Source organism: Sorangium sp. So ce295 (assembly GCF_051527405.1).
Classification (GTDB): domain Bacteria; phylum Myxococcota_A; class Polyangia; order Polyangiales; family Polyangiaceae; genus Sorangium; species Sorangium cellulosum_B.
The window spans coordinates 11710347-11725450 of sequence record NZ_CP150324.1 but is presented as its reverse complement, the minus strand read 5'-3'; the positions used below and the strand labels follow the sequence as shown (position 1 = coordinate 11725450).

11 protein-coding genes are annotated in these 15104 nt (G+C 72.9%); 7 read left to right on the top strand and 4 right to left on the bottom strand.

All coding sequences use genetic code 11. The features are described 5' to 3' along the window. Positions 1-194 precede the first annotated feature (194 nt). Together WMF11_RS44545 and WMF11_RS44540 are read right to left on the bottom strand one after the other, a co-directional pair. Positions 195-431, bottom strand: coding sequence for a hypothetical protein (locus WMF11_RS44545; protein WP_437975061.1), 237 nt, complete (start codon positions 429-431; stop codon positions 195-197). 228 nt (positions 432-659) lie between these two features. After that, positions 660-2474, bottom strand: a complete 1815-nt coding sequence (locus tag WMF11_RS44540; RefSeq protein WP_437975060.1) for a right-handed parallel beta-helix repeat-containing protein — start codon at positions 2472-2474, stop codon at positions 660-662. A 266-nt stretch (positions 2475-2740) separates the two neighbouring features. On the opposite strand from WMF11_RS44540, the gene WMF11_RS44535 reads away from it, so the two are divergent. From WMF11_RS44535 to WMF11_RS44520, 4 genes are all read left to right on the top strand, one after another. Further along, positions 2741-3307, top strand: a complete 567-nt coding sequence (locus tag WMF11_RS44535) for a hypothetical protein (protein ID WP_437712620.1) — start codon at positions 2741-2743, stop codon at positions 3305-3307. Positions 3308-3504: 197 nt separating this feature from the next. Then, positions 3505-4608 carry a M50 family metallopeptidase gene (locus tag WMF11_RS44530; protein ID WP_437546592.1) on the top strand — a complete coding sequence of 368 codons (1104 nt, stop codon included), beginning with the start codon at positions 3505-3507 and terminating at the stop codon, positions 4606-4608. 10 nt (positions 4609-4618) lie between these two features. Then, positions 4619-5623 (top strand): hypothetical protein, encoded by a 1005-nt coding sequence (locus tag WMF11_RS44525; RefSeq protein ID WP_437975059.1) that lies wholly within the window; start codon positions 4619-4621, stop codon positions 5621-5623. Between the two features lie 128 nt (positions 5624-5751). Further along, a complete protein-coding gene (locus WMF11_RS44520) occupies positions 5752-6471 on the top strand; it encodes a hypothetical protein (protein ID WP_437546588.1) in 720 nt (239 codons plus the stop codon). A gap of 83 nt (positions 6472-6554) precedes the next feature. On the opposite strand, the gene WMF11_RS44515 is transcribed toward WMF11_RS44520, so the two are convergent. Then, on the bottom strand, positions 6555-8195 hold the full coding sequence (locus WMF11_RS44515; protein ID WP_437975058.1) for a hypothetical protein: 1641 nt from the start codon (positions 8193-8195) through the stop codon (positions 6555-6557). A gap of 199 nt (positions 8196-8394) precedes the next feature. Between WMF11_RS44515 and WMF11_RS44510 the strand changes: the two genes are divergently transcribed. From WMF11_RS44510 to WMF11_RS44500, 3 genes are all read left to right on the top strand, one after another. Further along, positions 8395-9039 (top strand): hypothetical protein, encoded by a 645-nt coding sequence (locus WMF11_RS44510; protein WP_437975057.1) that lies wholly within the window; start codon positions 8395-8397, stop codon positions 9037-9039. A 759-nt stretch (positions 9040-9798) separates the two neighbouring features. Next, entirely contained in the window at positions 9799-10098 is a 300-nt protein-coding gene (locus WMF11_RS44505; RefSeq protein WP_437975056.1) for a hypothetical protein, read from the top strand. 249 nt (positions 10099-10347) lie between these two features. Continuing rightward, positions 10348-10707 carry a hypothetical protein gene (locus WMF11_RS44500; RefSeq protein ID WP_437295800.1) on the top strand — a complete coding sequence of 120 codons (360 nt, stop codon included), beginning with the start codon at positions 10348-10350 and terminating at the stop codon, positions 10705-10707. A gap of 856 nt (positions 10708-11563) precedes the next feature. Here WMF11_RS44500 and WMF11_RS44495 read toward each other — a convergent pair. Further along, positions 11564-14926: a DNA translocase FtsK 4TM domain-containing protein gene (locus tag WMF11_RS44495; protein ID WP_437975055.1), complete on the bottom strand. Its 3363-nt coding sequence runs from the start codon at positions 14924-14926 to the stop codon at positions 11564-11566. Between the last annotated feature and the right edge of the window lie 178 nt (positions 14927-15104).

The following is a 15104-nucleotide window of genomic DNA, read 5'->3' as shown; positions in this document are numbered from 1 at the left end:
CACCCTGTTCACCCGCGCATGTGCTGACGCACGCGACGAACGCCAGGTTGGTGGTGGCGAGATCGTCACATTGTTCCGCGTCGAGAACGCACTGCGCGATGCACTCATACTGTGGGTTAGAGCAGTCTATGGGGAATTGCTCGCAGATGGCTGAGCCGCATTCTGTCGCGCGCGAACAGGCTTGATCGCACACATCACCGCCCCCGCCGTCCCCGCCAGCTCCGCTCGACGTCGCGGCCGTCGTCGAGCTGGTGCTCGCCCCTGTCGTGCTGCTCGTCGTTCCCGCGCTGCCGCTCCCTCCGCTCCCCCCGCCGCCGCCAGGGTTCTCCGTCGTCTCGCCCGAGCACGCTGCGAACGCGGCGCCCGCCGCGAGACAGAATACGAACACCAAAGAAGAAGTCCTGCTGCGCATCGCCGTTCTCCTTGGGCACGCCGCGGGTGTTCCACGTGATTGCCCCAACGGCGCGGGATCGTTCGCCTGCTTCATTCCCCCGGCAAGGTTTTTCGCCGAGGAACCCATGCCCGGGCGCGCGCATCCCCACGACCAGCTTCCGGTGACGCCGTCGCCCACCCGAAGCCGGCCCCGACGTCGCCCTCCGCGCCCGGCGCGCCCCCGGCACACCACGCCGTGCTGGACGACCCCTCGCCGCCGCCTCCCGTCAGCCCGGCCCCGGCGACAGGGCCCCGAGCTCCGCGCCTTTTCGCTCCACGCCGAGCAGATCCCGCGCAGGCACCTCGCGCGCGTCGCCCTGCCCGATCAGCATCTTCGACGACCGCTTCGGCCTGAAATCCGGCCGGTTCGGGTTGAGCTTCCACCATCCCCCCTCGAGGATCACCCACGGCTCCTCGCTCGCGCGCACTACCTCCGTCGCGAACCGCGCGCGCGTGATGCCCGTGATCGCCCGCGTCTCCGGCAGCGCCGCCGCGAGCCGCTTCAGCCCCTCGGGCATGCCGCCGTAGCTCACCTGGGTCACCACGTTGTGGCCGGCGTCGAACCGGTAGATGCTCGTGCTCAGCACCTCGATCGACGGCGAGGCGTCGCTCACGAGGATGTTGTTCCGCAGGCGGCAACCCCAGCTCCCGTTGCCGCACTGGAGCGCGGGCCGGCCCCTCGCGCTCAGCACCACGGTGTTGTTGCGGATCAGGTTGTTGCGGCAGCCCCAGAGCGGCAGCGCGTCAGGCCCGGTCACCTGCTCCGGAGCGCGCGGGCCGGGCTCCACATAGGCCCGGTCGAACGGGTTCGCGTTGTCCCACTGCGCGATCCCGCTGGCGAGGTTGCCATAGATGAGGTTGTTCTGCACGACCGAGTCAGACACCCCGGCGAGGTTGATCGCCCCCCCGCCGCTGCGCCCGTTGCCGTTGATGACGTTCTGCTCGATGATGAAGTTCACGCCGCGGCCGTCCGGAAACCCGTGCTCGCCGAACCGCTCCGTCGCGCGCTTCATCAGCTCCGCGGCCCAGGCGCGGGTCGGCTCCCTCCGCGGATGATCCCGGAACGACGGGTGCTCCAGCACCGCGTCGAGCGAGGCCTCCGGATCGAGGTTCGCCTGGAACCCGCTCGCGTTGTTGCCGAAGAACACGTTGCGACGAACCACGTAGTTGTCCGATCCGTCGGATATGTAGGCGCCGTGCTCGCCCGCCGAGAAGGCGAACAGGTTGTCCTGCAGGAGGACCGTGTGGCTGTCGGTGGAGTGGACCCCCCACGTCCGATGGTGATGCGCGAAGTTGCCGACGATGGCGATGTGGTGCGCGAGCCTGCTGGTCTCGCCGAAGGCGCCGTCGATCATGATCCCCGCCTTCGGCTCGGCCGCGCTCTGCCTGCCAGGCGCGCTGCTGCCAGCGAGACGGAATCCCTCGATCACGACGTGGTGCGCTGCCTTCAGGTAAATCATCCAGTTCGGGTCGGCGGCGCACCCCCGGTTGATCACGACCTCGCCCGGGCTCCCCATCGCCTTGAAATGGATGTACCGCTCCTGACCGGCGCTCGGCTTGTCGCCAACCGAGAACCCCGCGTACGTCCCGGGCAACACGGCGATGAGGTCGCCGCCGCGCGCCGCGTCCGCCGCCTCCTGGAGCGTGGCGAACGCGCGCGTGACAGGGAGGTCCCGCGGCTCGGCCGCAGCGCCGCGCGCGTTCAGATCGAGCGCGGCCACGCGGATCGCGGCGGGGGCCGGCGCGCCGACGACGAGGACGCGCTCGTACCGCGCCTGCAGCTTCAGCGTCTGGCGCACCCACTCGTCGGAGTCCCGCGTGGTCACGAACGGTTCGGCGGCCGCGGGCGCTTGCGGCGCCGGCGACTCGGCGGCCTTCGTCGGCGGGGGCCGTTTCTGCGCCGGCGGGGGCGCCGCCTCCTCGGGCGGCGGCCCCGCGACCTGGATCGTGCCGCCGCACGCGAGCGCGGCGACCGCGATGAGCCCGCCGCCGATGCGCGCGCAGCCACGGGCCAGCTGGATGACGCTTGTCGATCCTCTCATCTCGACGCTCCGGGGAAGGCCACCCCTCCGAGGTGCGCCGCGCGTGCGGCGCTCGGCTCTGGCTACACCGGCTTACCCCAAAGCGCGCGCTTCAGCCAGACGAGCGCGCGCCTCGGCCAGGGCCCGCCACGGCCCGCGCGCGCCCGGCCCGCGCCGCGCGCAGCGCGCCGAGCGAGGTGCGACATCGCCTTCCTGCGGCGGCCGTCATGCAGCCGACACGTGCCCGTTTGCTTCCGTCGCTGCCCTTCCTTTGGTACGAAGAGCTCATGAAAGCGCTGCCCTCGCTCGTGAGCGTCGCTCTTGCCGGCGCCACCCTCCTCACGCTCGCGCCCGAAGCGCAGGCGAACATCAAGAATCCGAACGATCACCCCCGCTACTTTGCCGAGCTCGAGCCGCACGGGGACTTCGTCTTCATGCACCGCGACTACGGCCTGCGGCGGTACGGGCCCGGGCGCTACAACGACTTCGGCGACCCCGAGTTCGGCGTCGGCTTCAGGGCGAGCATCGAGCTCGCCGACCCGGCGTTCATCCCGAAGCTCAACAACACTGTCGCCATCTCGTTCGGGCTCGATCTCACCAACTGCAGGTACTGCCGCCGCGACTTCACCATCTGGAGTCCGGTCACCATGCAGTGGAACTTCTTCTTCACCGATCAGTGGAGCGCGTTCGCCGATCTCGGCGCTGTCGTCCGTACCGACGGGTTCTACAACGACGTGTGGCTCGACTTCGTCACCATGGTCGGCGGCCGCTACCACTTCAACGACAACATGTCGCTCACGATGCGGATCGGGTATCCCTTCTTCAGCGTCGGCGTCTCGTTCTTCGTCGGCTGAGCCGCTCCCCCGCCGGCTCTGGCCCTCTGGCGGGCTGAGCCGCCCCGGGCGCTGCCCTGCTGTCGCGCTCTCCTGGTGCATCCGGGGCCGGCGGGAGCGCACGGACTCCGCCGCGGGCGGCATCTCGCCGGCGCGAGCGTACGGCGCGGACATCGGGCGCGTGCGGACAGGGCCCGCCCTGGTTAGACTAGCCGGAGATGGTCGGCTGGTATTTCGTAGGCATCCTCGGTCTCGCCCTGCTGATGGTGGTCCACGAGGGAGGGCACTTCTTCGCCGCGCGCGCTTACGGCATGCGCGTCTTGAAGTTCTCGATCGGCTTCGGCCCCACCTTCTTCAAGATTGTCCCGAAGGACGGGTACTACTGGTTCACGACCGCCGCGGACAAGGTCCGCGTGCGGCTCTTTCGCCACGACCCGTTGAAGCACGGCCCCACCGTGTTCCAGGTCGCCATGATCCCCTTCCTGGCGTACGTCCAGATCGCGGGGATGAACCCCCTCGAGGAGGTCGATCCCGAGGACAAGGGCAGCTACGCGAACGCGAGCCTGATGGGCCGGATCGCCGCGATCTTCGCCGGTCCGCTCGCCAATTACCTGTTCGCGTCGGTCCTCTTCTTCGCGAGCCTGATGGTGGGCGGCAAGCCCCACCGCCTGACCGACATCGGCGTGGTCGCCGGGATGCCGGCGGCGGCCAGCCTGAAGGACGGCGATCGCATCGTCGAGATCGACGGGACCCCGGTCCACGACTGGGAGAAGATGGCGGAGATCATCTCCAAGAGCCCCGGCCGTCCGCTCGACCTCGTGGTGGAGCGCGCGGGCGAGCGCGTCTCGGCCAAGGTCACGCCTGCGAACGAGAGCGGCTCGGGCAAGATCGGCGTGATCCCCGTCGGGCCGGTCCAGCGGGTGCCGGTGACCGCGAGTGAGGCCGCGCTGCTCGCGCTGAAGATGCCGCCGAAGGTCGTGCAGGACCTGGTCGTCGGGCTCGGCCAGGTCCTCACGGGCAAGATCGAGGGCGAGCTCGGGGGCCCGGCGGCGATGATCGGGCAGACCGCGCAGGCGGCCAAGCGCGGCTTGCCGCACGGGCTCGAGTTCCTCGGGGTGCTCTCGGCCTACCTCGGCGCGTTCAACCTGATCCCGTTCCCCGCCCTGGACGGCGGCCGCCTGATGTTCCTGTTTTACGAGGCCGCCACGCGGCGCCGGCCGAACGCGCGCGTCGAGGCGCACATCCACCTGGTCGGCGTGTTCATGCTGCTCGGGCTGATGCTCTACGTCACCGCGAACGACTTCGGCCTCGGGTCGAAGTAGCCCTCCCTGCGTGGCGACGAGGCCGCCCGCGCGGGTTCCGGCGCCCGACGGGCGCCTCGCCCGCGCGGTGATGCGGCTCCTGCTGCGCTGCCTGCCGCTGCTCTTGCTCTGGCCGTGCGCGCGGCCGGCGTCCGCGCTGGCCGCGGCGCCGGGCGCGTGGTCCGACGAGGAAGAAGAGGCCGTCTTCGACGTCCCCGCGCCCCCGACGCTCCCCGGGCTCACGCTGCGCGACCCGACCTTCACCTTCGAGTACACGGCGGCCGTGATCGAGCCCGACGCGGCGAGCCGGGCGGGCGGCAGGCTCGCCTTCGCCTGGTACTCGCACGGCGAGATGGAGGTGCCGCTCGTCCCGCGCAAGTGGTTCGTCGGCGCGGTGCATGACAGCGCCGCGGCGAGCGTCCCGGGGGTCGAGCGGTCGATCCTGCTCGGGAGCCCCGAGCTGTACGGGCGCGGCGTCTGGTCGAGCGTGCGCGGGCTCGCCTCCGGCGGAGGCTTCGGCGTCGTGCTCCCGGTCCCGCGCGACGTCTCGCGCGACCAGGCCGAGGTGCTCCGGACGGCGCGCGTGGTGCGGCCGTGGGACGAGACGCGCTTCCGGGAGCTCACGCTCACGTTCCGCCCCTGGTTCGACATGCGGCACATCACCGGGCCGTTCATCTTCCAGCTCAGGCAGGGCCTCGACTGGTCGCTGGTCGTGCGCGGCCGGCGGTCCGGGGAGCGCCGCACCGACATCACGGCGCACACGGCGTTCTACTTCGGCTACCGGCTCGCGAGGCCGGTCGGGGTGGGTCTGGAGCTGTGGGAGGTCTACCAGCTGACCCAGGACCTGCCGGACGACCGGCGCGCGACGTTCGCGGTCTCGCCGAGCGTCCGCTTCATCCTGTCGAACGTGCAGCCGGCGCTGAGCGTGCTCTTGCCGGTCACGACCCCGCTGCGCGGCGACGTCGCCTCGTATTATGCCGCGCGGTTCAGCGTCGGCTTCACCTTCCCGACAGGCGCTCCACGGGCGCGCCGGTGAGCGCGGCGAGCGCGGCGGGCGCGCTCGCCGGGCGCGCTCCTGGCTGAAGGCGCGCCGAAGGCGCCGAAGGCGCGGGATCGGCTTCGAGTGTGCGTGCATCCAGCGCGGGCGCTCGGTACCCTGGCCGCGTGGTCAACGCAGGATGGCTCCGGCGCGGTCTGGTTCTCGCGGCGCTACTCGGCCCGGCCGGCTGCTCGACCCAGCTCGTGAGCCTGAACGAGGGGCCCCGCGAGTACGTCGCGACGGACTACGAGAACGTGCTGCGCAGCTGGACGCGCACGGAGCACCTGTTCGCGCTCTCCGAGCTCGACAACTTCCTCACCGCCACCGCGACCTTCGAGTCGTGGGACTTCCGCTGGGCCTACGTGGTCCGCTACGCGCAGGACTACCGGCTCACGATCGAGCAGCGGCAGAAGCTGCTCGAGAAGACGCTCGAGGAGACGCGCCAGCGCCATCAGTTCTTCGTCGCGATCTTCGGGGGCGAGCGCAAGTACAACGACCTCTCGACGCCGAACAGCGCGTGGATCGTGCGGCTGATCGACGACACAGGGAACGAGACGGCGCCCGAGGAGATCGTCGCGATCGCCAAGCCGAACGCGCTCGAGCGGACCTACTTCCCGTACAACACGGTGTGGCGCCAGGCGTTCCGCATCCGCTTCCCGCGCGCGACCGCGGACGGGAAGCCGACGATCTCGCCGAGCGCGAGGTGGTTCGGGCTCCGCTTCGCCGGGGCGCAGGGCAACAGCGAGCTCGTCTGGCAGGTCAACGAGGAAGCGGAGCCCGTCGATCCCGCCGAGCTGGAGCAGGGGGCCGCGCGGCCGCTGCGGCCGAAGAGCGGCCAGCTCTAGCTCTGCCCGCCGGGCATCCCGCCAGGGCTCGCTGACGCGCGGAGCCAGCCGAGCCCCGCGCGGCTCTGGCCCCGCGCGCCGCCTCAGCCGCGCTGAGCGTTCATCGAGACCGACTGCGCCAGGATGGAGAGCAGCTCGGGCGTGCTCTCGAACAGCTCGCGCAGCGTGGGGTGGTCGGCGAGGAGCACGAGCGCGCCACCCCCGGCGGCGCGAGCGAGCGACGGCGCCGGCTGGCCTCCGAGCAGCTCCGAGGCGAACAGGAGCTCGCCGGGCCTCGCGGTGCCTGCGATCGCCTGCGATCGCTCCTCGACCAGCTCCAGCGCGCCGGCGCCGATGATCACGAGCCCGGGGATGGGGTTGCCCGCGTGGATGAAGTGCTCGCCGGGCGCCAGGCCGCGCAGCCGGAGCCGGCCGAGGACGCGGCGCAGCAGCGCATCTTCGAGCTCGCCCAGCGGCCCCATCGTGGCGCCTGCGAGCGACTGGATCCGGTCTGCGACGGTGCGCAGCTCGTCGAGCACCCAGGGGCAGCTGCGGAGCGCGTGATCGATGGTCGCCTGCCCCCAGATCGCCACCCGCGCGCCGTCCGCGCCGGCGACGACGCGCAGGGGGATGCCTTCCTCGAGCGTCCCTCGGGACGGCACGAGCGTCCTCGTCGCGGCGCGCTCGGCGGGGATATCGACGATGTTCGCGCACACGGCGGCGTCCCCGCGCAGGACCAGCGCGGCCCCGTCGACGGCGAGCTCCTCGTCGCACGAGAGGTCTTCCACGCGCGCTGCGAGCGCGAGCTCGTCGTGCATCTCCTCGGGCAGGTCCGCGAACGCCTCGATCTGCTCCAGATCGCGGCCGGTGAGGGCCGCGGCGTCGGCGGCTGGCGCGGCGCTGGCCGCGCCGGGCCGCGGCAGATCCGGCGCGATCTCCGGTGCGAGGTCGAGGGCCGCGAGCGCCTCCGTCTCCGGTGGCGCGCTGGGCGGCGCGTCGAGCGCCATCGCGGCGAGGTCGGCGCTCTCGCCTGCGGCCGGCCGCCGCCCCTCGAGCGCGGGCACATCCACGCGCGGCGCCGCGGCGAGATCGGGGAGGGCCTCGACCGAGCCCGGCGCGCGGGCGTCGGCGGCGGCCGCCGGCCGCGGCGCGGCGCCGGCCGCCTGGGCCGGGGGCTCTTCGACGAGCGCGAGGTCCGCGTCGTCGAGCAGCTCTTCCACAGGCTCCGGCGCGGGCTCGCCCGAGGCTTCCTCGAGCGCGAGCGGGCGCGGCGCCTGGACCTCGGCGCCGAGGGGCGCGGGCTCGCCGCGGGATGGGGTGGCCTTCGTCTGCAGGTCGTCGTCCTGCTCCGCTGCCTGTGGCGAAGGCGGAGGGGTGGCGAGCCGGCTCGACATCGGCGCTTCGAGGTCGCTGTCGGAGAGCTCGATGACGACCGTCCCCTCGATCGTCGACTCCGCGGGCGACGCGTCTGCGCTCGCAGGGGGCTCGATCTTTGCGCTGTCGCCCGCGGAATTCGCGGTGCCCTTCGCGAGGATGCTGTCGGCCGAGGCCCCGAGGTGTCCTGGGGGTTCGTTTCCGGTGGGCGTCGCCGGGCGGGTGCGCGTCGCCGCAGGCGTCGGGGGCGCGGGAGGTCGCGCGGAGATCGGCTTCCGCTTGAGCGTCAGATCGAGCGGCGCGGCCGAGGTGATGACCTCGTCTTCTTCTTCGTCGCCCGGCTGTGGCGTCGAGGGATGCCTGCGGGCCACGAGGTATGTGTCGCCGTTCGACGTGATGATCTCCTGGGGAGGCCGCGGCGGCGCGGCTGGCTCCGCGTCCTCGGACCAGGGGTCGAGGATCGGCTCGCGCGGCCTTCGTTTGGAGCTGATCGCTCCCTGTGCGGGCGCGGCCGTGCCTGTGCGGGCCGGGGTGGGCGTCGGGGCCTCAGCCTCGACGACGATCTCGCCGATGTCGTCGCTCGGCGCGTGCTCTTCAGCGGGGGCTGGAGGGCTCGAGGCCTGGTGCGACGCCGATATCTGGAGCGAAGCCGCTGCGGCCAGCGGTGCGGCGGATACCGGCAACGATGGCGCGGCGGGCTGCGCGGGCGGCGGGACGGACGCCGGCGATGGCGCGGCGGGCGGCGGGCCGGTGGGTGATGGCGTGGCGGATGCCGAGACGGACAGCGGTGGCGCAGCAGGCGATGGCGGCGGCGCGGCGAGCGGCGGCACGGGGGGGGATTGCGGTGGCGCGGCGGCCCCCGGGGGCGCATTGGGAGGTGCGACCGGCATCGACGAGGCCAGCGGCGGCGCGAGGGGCGGCGGCGGCGTGGCGGTGGCCGAGAGTGCCGGTGGACGCGTGGCTGGTGCCGGAGGTGCGGCCGGCGGCGGAAGCGCGCCGGGCGGCGGAAGCGCGGAGGCCAGCGTGGGCGGCGGCGGCGTCGGGGGAGGCAGAGCCTGCGGGTGTGGCGGCGTGCTGATCGGCGGCTGCGGCGGCGCGAAAGATGGCGGCGACACCGGCGGGGGCAGCACCTGCGGGTATGCAAGCACGCCAGCTGACGGTGCAGCGGAGGGCGGCCCGGCGTGCGGAGGCGGAGGTTGCGGGCGCGGAGGTTGAAAAGACGGCGGATGCGGTGCTGGCGCCGGCTGCGGGCGTGGGGGCGCAAAAGGCGGCGGGTGCGACGCGGGTGGAGGCCCGAACGTGGGCGGAGGCGGCGCGGGTGGAGGCCCGAACGACGGTGGAGGCGGCGCTGGCGGAGGTCCGAACGACGGCGGGTGCGACGCGGGTGGAGGCCCGAACGACGGCGGGGGCGGCGCTGGCGGAAGTCCGAGGGACGCCGGATGCGGCGCTGGCGGAGGTCGGAACGACGGCGGGCGCGACGCGGGCGCGGCGCCTCTTGTCGCCGGCGGCTGCGGCTCCGCGATGGGGCTCCGCAGCGGTGGAGCAGGTAGAGGTACCGCCGGAAGCGCCGACGGAGGCCGCGGCGCCGCCGGCGGTGGCTCGCTCATGGAGCGTGTCCCGGCGGGGCGCGGGGGCTGCAGGGGGGTCATCGCGGGGTCGGACCGGCCGCGCTCCGGCGATGGAGGTAGGGCCGACTGCAGCTCATGCGGCGTGGGCACGGAGGCAGGGCGAGGGGGGATCGATGACGGCCGCCGCGATCCTCCCCGCGGCACGGCCGGCGGTGGTATCGGGGCGGGCGGTCGCGCGCTCGGTGTCTTCGCCTGCGCTGTCACCAGAAGCGGGTCCGTGGTGAGCTGCTGCCGGAACGACGGAACCCCCGGCGCGGGAGGCAGCGGCGGAATGGCGTTCGCCATGGGGGCAGGCAGCGGAGGCGCCGGCGGTGGCTGACTCCGGTACATCGCGCCGGCCTGGACGTTGGGCGCAGCCGTTGGCGGTGCGGAGGGCGCGGCCGACGGCGCCAGCGGTTGCGCGTGCGGTGGGTCGAGCCGCTGCGGGTACGCGGCGGGGGGCGGCTGCGAGCGCGACACGCCAGGCGGAGCCGCCGGCGCGAAGGGCGGCGGCTGCGAGCGCGACACGCCAGGCGGAGCCGCCGGCGCGAAGGGCGGCGGCTGCGAGCGCGACACGCCAGGCGGAGCCGCCGGCGCGAAGGGCGGCGGCTGCGAGCGCGACACGCCAGGCGGAGCCGCCGGCGCGAAGGGCAGCGGCTGCGGCTGAACGGGCGGCGCAGCCTGCGGGAAGGCACCGTCGGGAGGCTGCTGCGTCGGCGGCTGCGCCATCGGCGGCGTGGGGGGCGACGTGCTGCCTTGCGCATCGCCGGGCGGCGCGGGGGAGAACGGCGCGATCGGTCGTGCTCCGGCGCCCTGCCCGCCCTCTGCGCCCGGGCTGAGCGGCGGCGACAGCCGGGACGATCCCGTCAGTCGCTCTGATTCGGCCGCCAGCTCCGGCTGCGAGAGCGGTTCGAACATGTCGATCTCGATCGAGGGCATCGAGGCGCGCAGCTCCTGGGTGAGCGACATGCGGCGGCGCCAGGTCTGCTCGTCCGACGGCGGCGCCTCGTCAGAGGACGGGGGCGGCGCGTCGCCTTCGCTGTCGATGGTCTCCAGGAGATCGGGATCGCTCGGCTGCCCGACCTCCGAGGCCATGACCTCCTCGAGCGCCGTCACGCACAGCCCGAGCTCCGAGGCGCGGAACGGCTGCCCGGCCGCCCCGGCGGCGTCGGCCGCGCGTCGCAGCCACACGATAGCGTCGCGCCGCTCGCCGCGCGCCCACAGCGCGCTTGCCGTGGAGATCCCCCACACGACATCTTCATCGTCATTCGGGTGAGGTTCGGGGAGGGCGACCACGCGGTTCGCCATGAGCAACACCACCTATCACAGGCCCCACTGCGGCCGTTTACCCCATGGTACCGAGCGAGCCGACGTCCCGGATCGGGCGTCGCGCGAGCCCCGCGGCGCGGAAAGCCGCGCCACCCAGGAGCTTAGCCGCGCTCGCCACGGCACGTACAAATTACGGTACGGATGTCGCTTTTAGCGCTCGCCTCGCCATCGTCGCCCGCCAGCTGCCCGTTAGGACCCGGTGCTGGCACACATTCGCGACGCGAACGCGGATCCAGGCGACGCTCCGACGTGAATTCGACGTGGCCCGACGTATAAGGAGCGAACGCCGCGTGCGCCGCGTGTGTCCGCAAAGCGCCCGGCCAGGGGGCCCGGCGGATTCTGGTTGAGCACGGGGCACGCGCGGGTGCGTCCGCGGCCTGTGCAATGACGCCGGGTCAGGTGGAGCGCCGTCCACCGATGCGCCGCGGCCGGCAGCCCAGGACCGCCGCGCGGCGGCACATCTCCTCGACACCATCCCGCGATGCGGCCTCTCCGGGCATGCGTCTCGCGAGCCAGCCGATGAGCGTCAGCCCCGCTGCGCGGGCGTCTGCGGGCATCGTCCCGTCGTTCAGGAGGCTCGCGATCTGGGCGATCAGACGCGTGCGCGTTTCCTCGGGCGCCATCCTGGGTGCTCCATGAAGCATTCGAACGGGAAAGTCAAAAGAACCGCCATGCCGGCGCGCAGCCCCGTCGGCGGGCACCTCGACGCTGTGTGCTCCTCGACATCCCGTCTGTCCCGCTTGCCTGGGTCGGCGGCGTGCCAACACCCTCTGTGCAGTGGCGTCAAGATAAATCACACAGGGTCAAATCGGCGCGATCAGCACCTCGCGATCCTTGGCGCCGTTCGCGGGCCCGACGAGCCCGCGCTTCTCCATTGCCTCGACCAGCTTGGCCGCGCGGTTGTAGCCGACGCCGAGCTTGCGCTGCAGCCACGAGGTCGAGCAGCGCCGGGTGTCGGCCACGATGCGAACCGCGGCGTCGTACATCGGATCGGCCTCCGCGTCGGACGTGTCGGGCTCCTCGCCCTCCTCGTCTCGGGGCCGGAGGATCGCCTCGTCGTAGACGGGCTCGCCCTGGAGCCGGAGGAAGTCGGTGATCTTCTGGACCTCCTCCTCGGAGCAGAACGGGCACTGGACGCGGCGCGTATCGTTCGAGCCGTTCATCTTGATCAGCATGTCGCCGCGGCCGAGCAGGTGCTCCGCGCCCTGCTCGTCGAGGATCGTCCGGCTATCCACCTTCTGCGCGACACGGAAGGCGATGCGCGTCGGGAAGTTCGCCTTGATCATGCCGGTGATCACGTCGACGCTCGGCCGCTGCGTCGCGAGGATCACGTGCATGCCGGCGGCGCGCGCCTTCTGCGCGAGGCGGGCCACGCTCGCCTCCACGTCCTTGCCTTGCTGCATCATGAGGTCGGCGAACTCGTCGACCACGATCACGATGAACGGGATCTTCTCCGGCAGCGCCGCGTCCGATCCGTCCTTCGCCGCGTCGATCTCCACCTCGAGCCCGTCGGCGCCGATGGCGCTCACCTTGGCCGGGGGCTTCGGCGGGCGCGCCTCGCCGCGCTGCACGCGCTCGACCCAGGCGTTGTAGGTCGTGATGTTCTTCGTCCCCGCGTTCGCGAAGAGCTGGTACCGGCGCTCCATCTCGTCGACGGCCCACTTGAGCGCGTTCGCCGCCTGCTTCATGTCCGTCACGACCGGCAGGAGCAGGTGCGGGATGCGGTCGAAGGGCGCGAGCTCGACGACCTTGGGATCGATCATCAGCAGCCTGAGCTCCTCCGGCGTCTTTCGGAAGAGCAGGCTCACCAGCATCACGTTGAGGCCCACGCTCTTGCCCGCGCCGGTCGCGCCCGCGACGATGACGTGCGGCATCGACGCGAGGTCGGCGAAGTACGGCGTCCCGATGATGTCGCGGCCGAGCACGCACGGCAGCGGCGCCTTCATCTCGACGAAGCGGCGATCCTCGACGAGCTCGCGCAGGTTGACGGGCAGGCGGTGCTCGTTCGGGATCTCGAAGCCGATCCGGTTCTTGCCGGGGATGGGGGCGACGATGCGGACCTTGCGCGAGAGGCCGAGCGCGAGGTCGTCCGCGAGGCCTGCGACCTTCGACACCTTGGTGCCGGCGGCGGGAGAGACCTCGAACGTCGTGACGGTCGGCCCCGGGTGGATCTCCTCGACCTTCCCGCTGACGCCGTAGTCGGCGAGCGTCTTCTCGAGGAGCTGCGCGGTCGCCTTCAGCTGATCCGCGTCGAGCTGCAGGCGCCCGCCCGCGGCCGCCTCGAGCATGTCCGTCAGCGGCAGGCGGAAGCCCGCTCCGGCCGCCGGGACGACCTTCACCACGGCCGGCTTCTCGCTGACGAGCTCGCGGCTCGTATCGACGATCGTCGGGTCGCGCGGCGCGACCCCGCGAGCCCGCTCCGGGCCGATGGCGGGCGAGGGCTCGCGGTGAGCCGCCGCGGCGTCCGGCGCGCGCACCGGCAGCTCGCGATGAGCCGCCGCGGCGTCCGGCGTGCGCACCGGCAGCTCGCGATGAGCCGACGCGGCGTCCGGCGAGCGCACTGGCAGCTCGCGCACCGGCAGCTCGCGCCGCTGGCGCACGGGCAGGATGGGCGACGGTGTCGGCACGTCGACCTCGTCCGGTTCTCCGAGAGCGGTCACCATCTCGTCGTCGCTCGGGTCGAGCGCCGCGAGCGCCTCCGGCTCGTCCTCGTCGAGGTCGCCCTGCACCTCGTCGAAGTCGCCCTGCACCTCGTCGAGGTCGCCCTGCACCTCGTCGATGTGCGCCTCGCCTCCGAACGACGGCTCTTCGCTGTCCTCCTGGGCCGCGGCGCCGCGCGGCGCCGCGGGAGACGCGGCGCGACGCCGTGTTGCTCGGCGCTGCGTTCCCTCGCGCGGCTCGGCGGCGCGCTGCGCCCGGCCGCGCGGCTCGACGCCGTGCGACACGGCCCCGCGCGGCTCGGCGCCGTGCGACACCGCCTCGCGCGGCTCGTCGTCCCGCTGCGCTGCCTCGCTGGGCTCGGCGCCGCGGGTCACCACCTCGTGCGTCTCACCGCCGTGGATCACCAGCTCGTGCGGCTCGGCGCCGTGGGTCACCACCTCGTGCGCCTCCCCGCCGTGGATCTCCACCTCGCGCGGCTCGGCGTCGTGCGGCTCTGCCCCGCGCGGCTCCGCGCTCAGATGCGCCGCTTCGCGCGGCTCCTTCGCCTGCGCCTTCCGCCCGCGCCGCGGCTTCGCCGGGGCGGCCGGCTCCTCGGGGGACGCCTCGAACGGCGCGCTCTTCCAGAGATCGAGCGCCGGCGCCGCGACGGGCGCCGGCTCGACGGGCGTCGCCCTGGCGGCGGGATCGGAGGGCCGCTCGTCGGTGTCGTCGGCCAGCGCGGCGATGATCGCGTCCGGGCTCGAGTTGCGCGCGATGATCGGCGGCGCGCTCTGCGTCTTGGCCTCGGTCTGCCGCTCCAGGTCGCGCGCCGCGGCCCACGCCCCGAAGAGCGCGCGCGCCCAGCCGGCGACGCGCACGGCGATGGCGATCGCGAGCTGCTCGGCCCGGTGCGCGAGCTCGATGAACGAGAACGTCGCGCGGCCCATCAGGATGAGCGCGACGACGGTGAGCCCGATGATGTAGGACCCGATGTTCGAGAAGAGCGCGCGCAGCACCTCCCCGAACAGCTCGCCCACGGCCCCGCCGAGCGGCATCGCGCCGAACGCGACAGCGCGCGGGAACGCAACATGCGCGAGCGCCGCGAGCACGATGACCACCACGATGTCGCCGCTCAGCCGGAACAAGCTGGCGATCGAGCGCTTCGCCCCCAGGAGCGGCATCGCCAGCAGCGCGAGCTCGAGCGGGACGAACCACGCGATGACGCCGATCGCCTCGATCGACGTCCCCGCGAGCGCAGCGCCCACGGGCCCCACCCAGTCGTCGCCGGAGACCTCTGGCCGCATCGGATCCCCGCGAAAGGAGGCGAGCGCCAGCGCGCTGTACAGGGCGGAGACCAGCAGAACCAGCGCCGCCGCATCCCGGGTGTAGCCATGGCCCGGCGGCGCAGCAGGACCCGCGATCCCTGCTGGGCTGGTCCGCGCGGCGCCGCGCGCCCCGGACCGCAAGGGCTCGCCAAGGCCGGCGGCGGGCTGGGCGCGGCGAGGAGCGAACAAGGGGACGTGCATACCTACCTGTACCTACTTTGCTCACATATGCGCACTGCGCTCCGGGGGCAAGAAGTATGGGAGGGCTGCAAGAAGTGGAAGAGACCGGAATGAGGCGGGACGGACAAAGAAGGGGGCGAGGCGGCGTGAGCGCTGCCATGTGCGCGCGCCCGAGCTCGCCGGGCAGGGCGAAACGCAG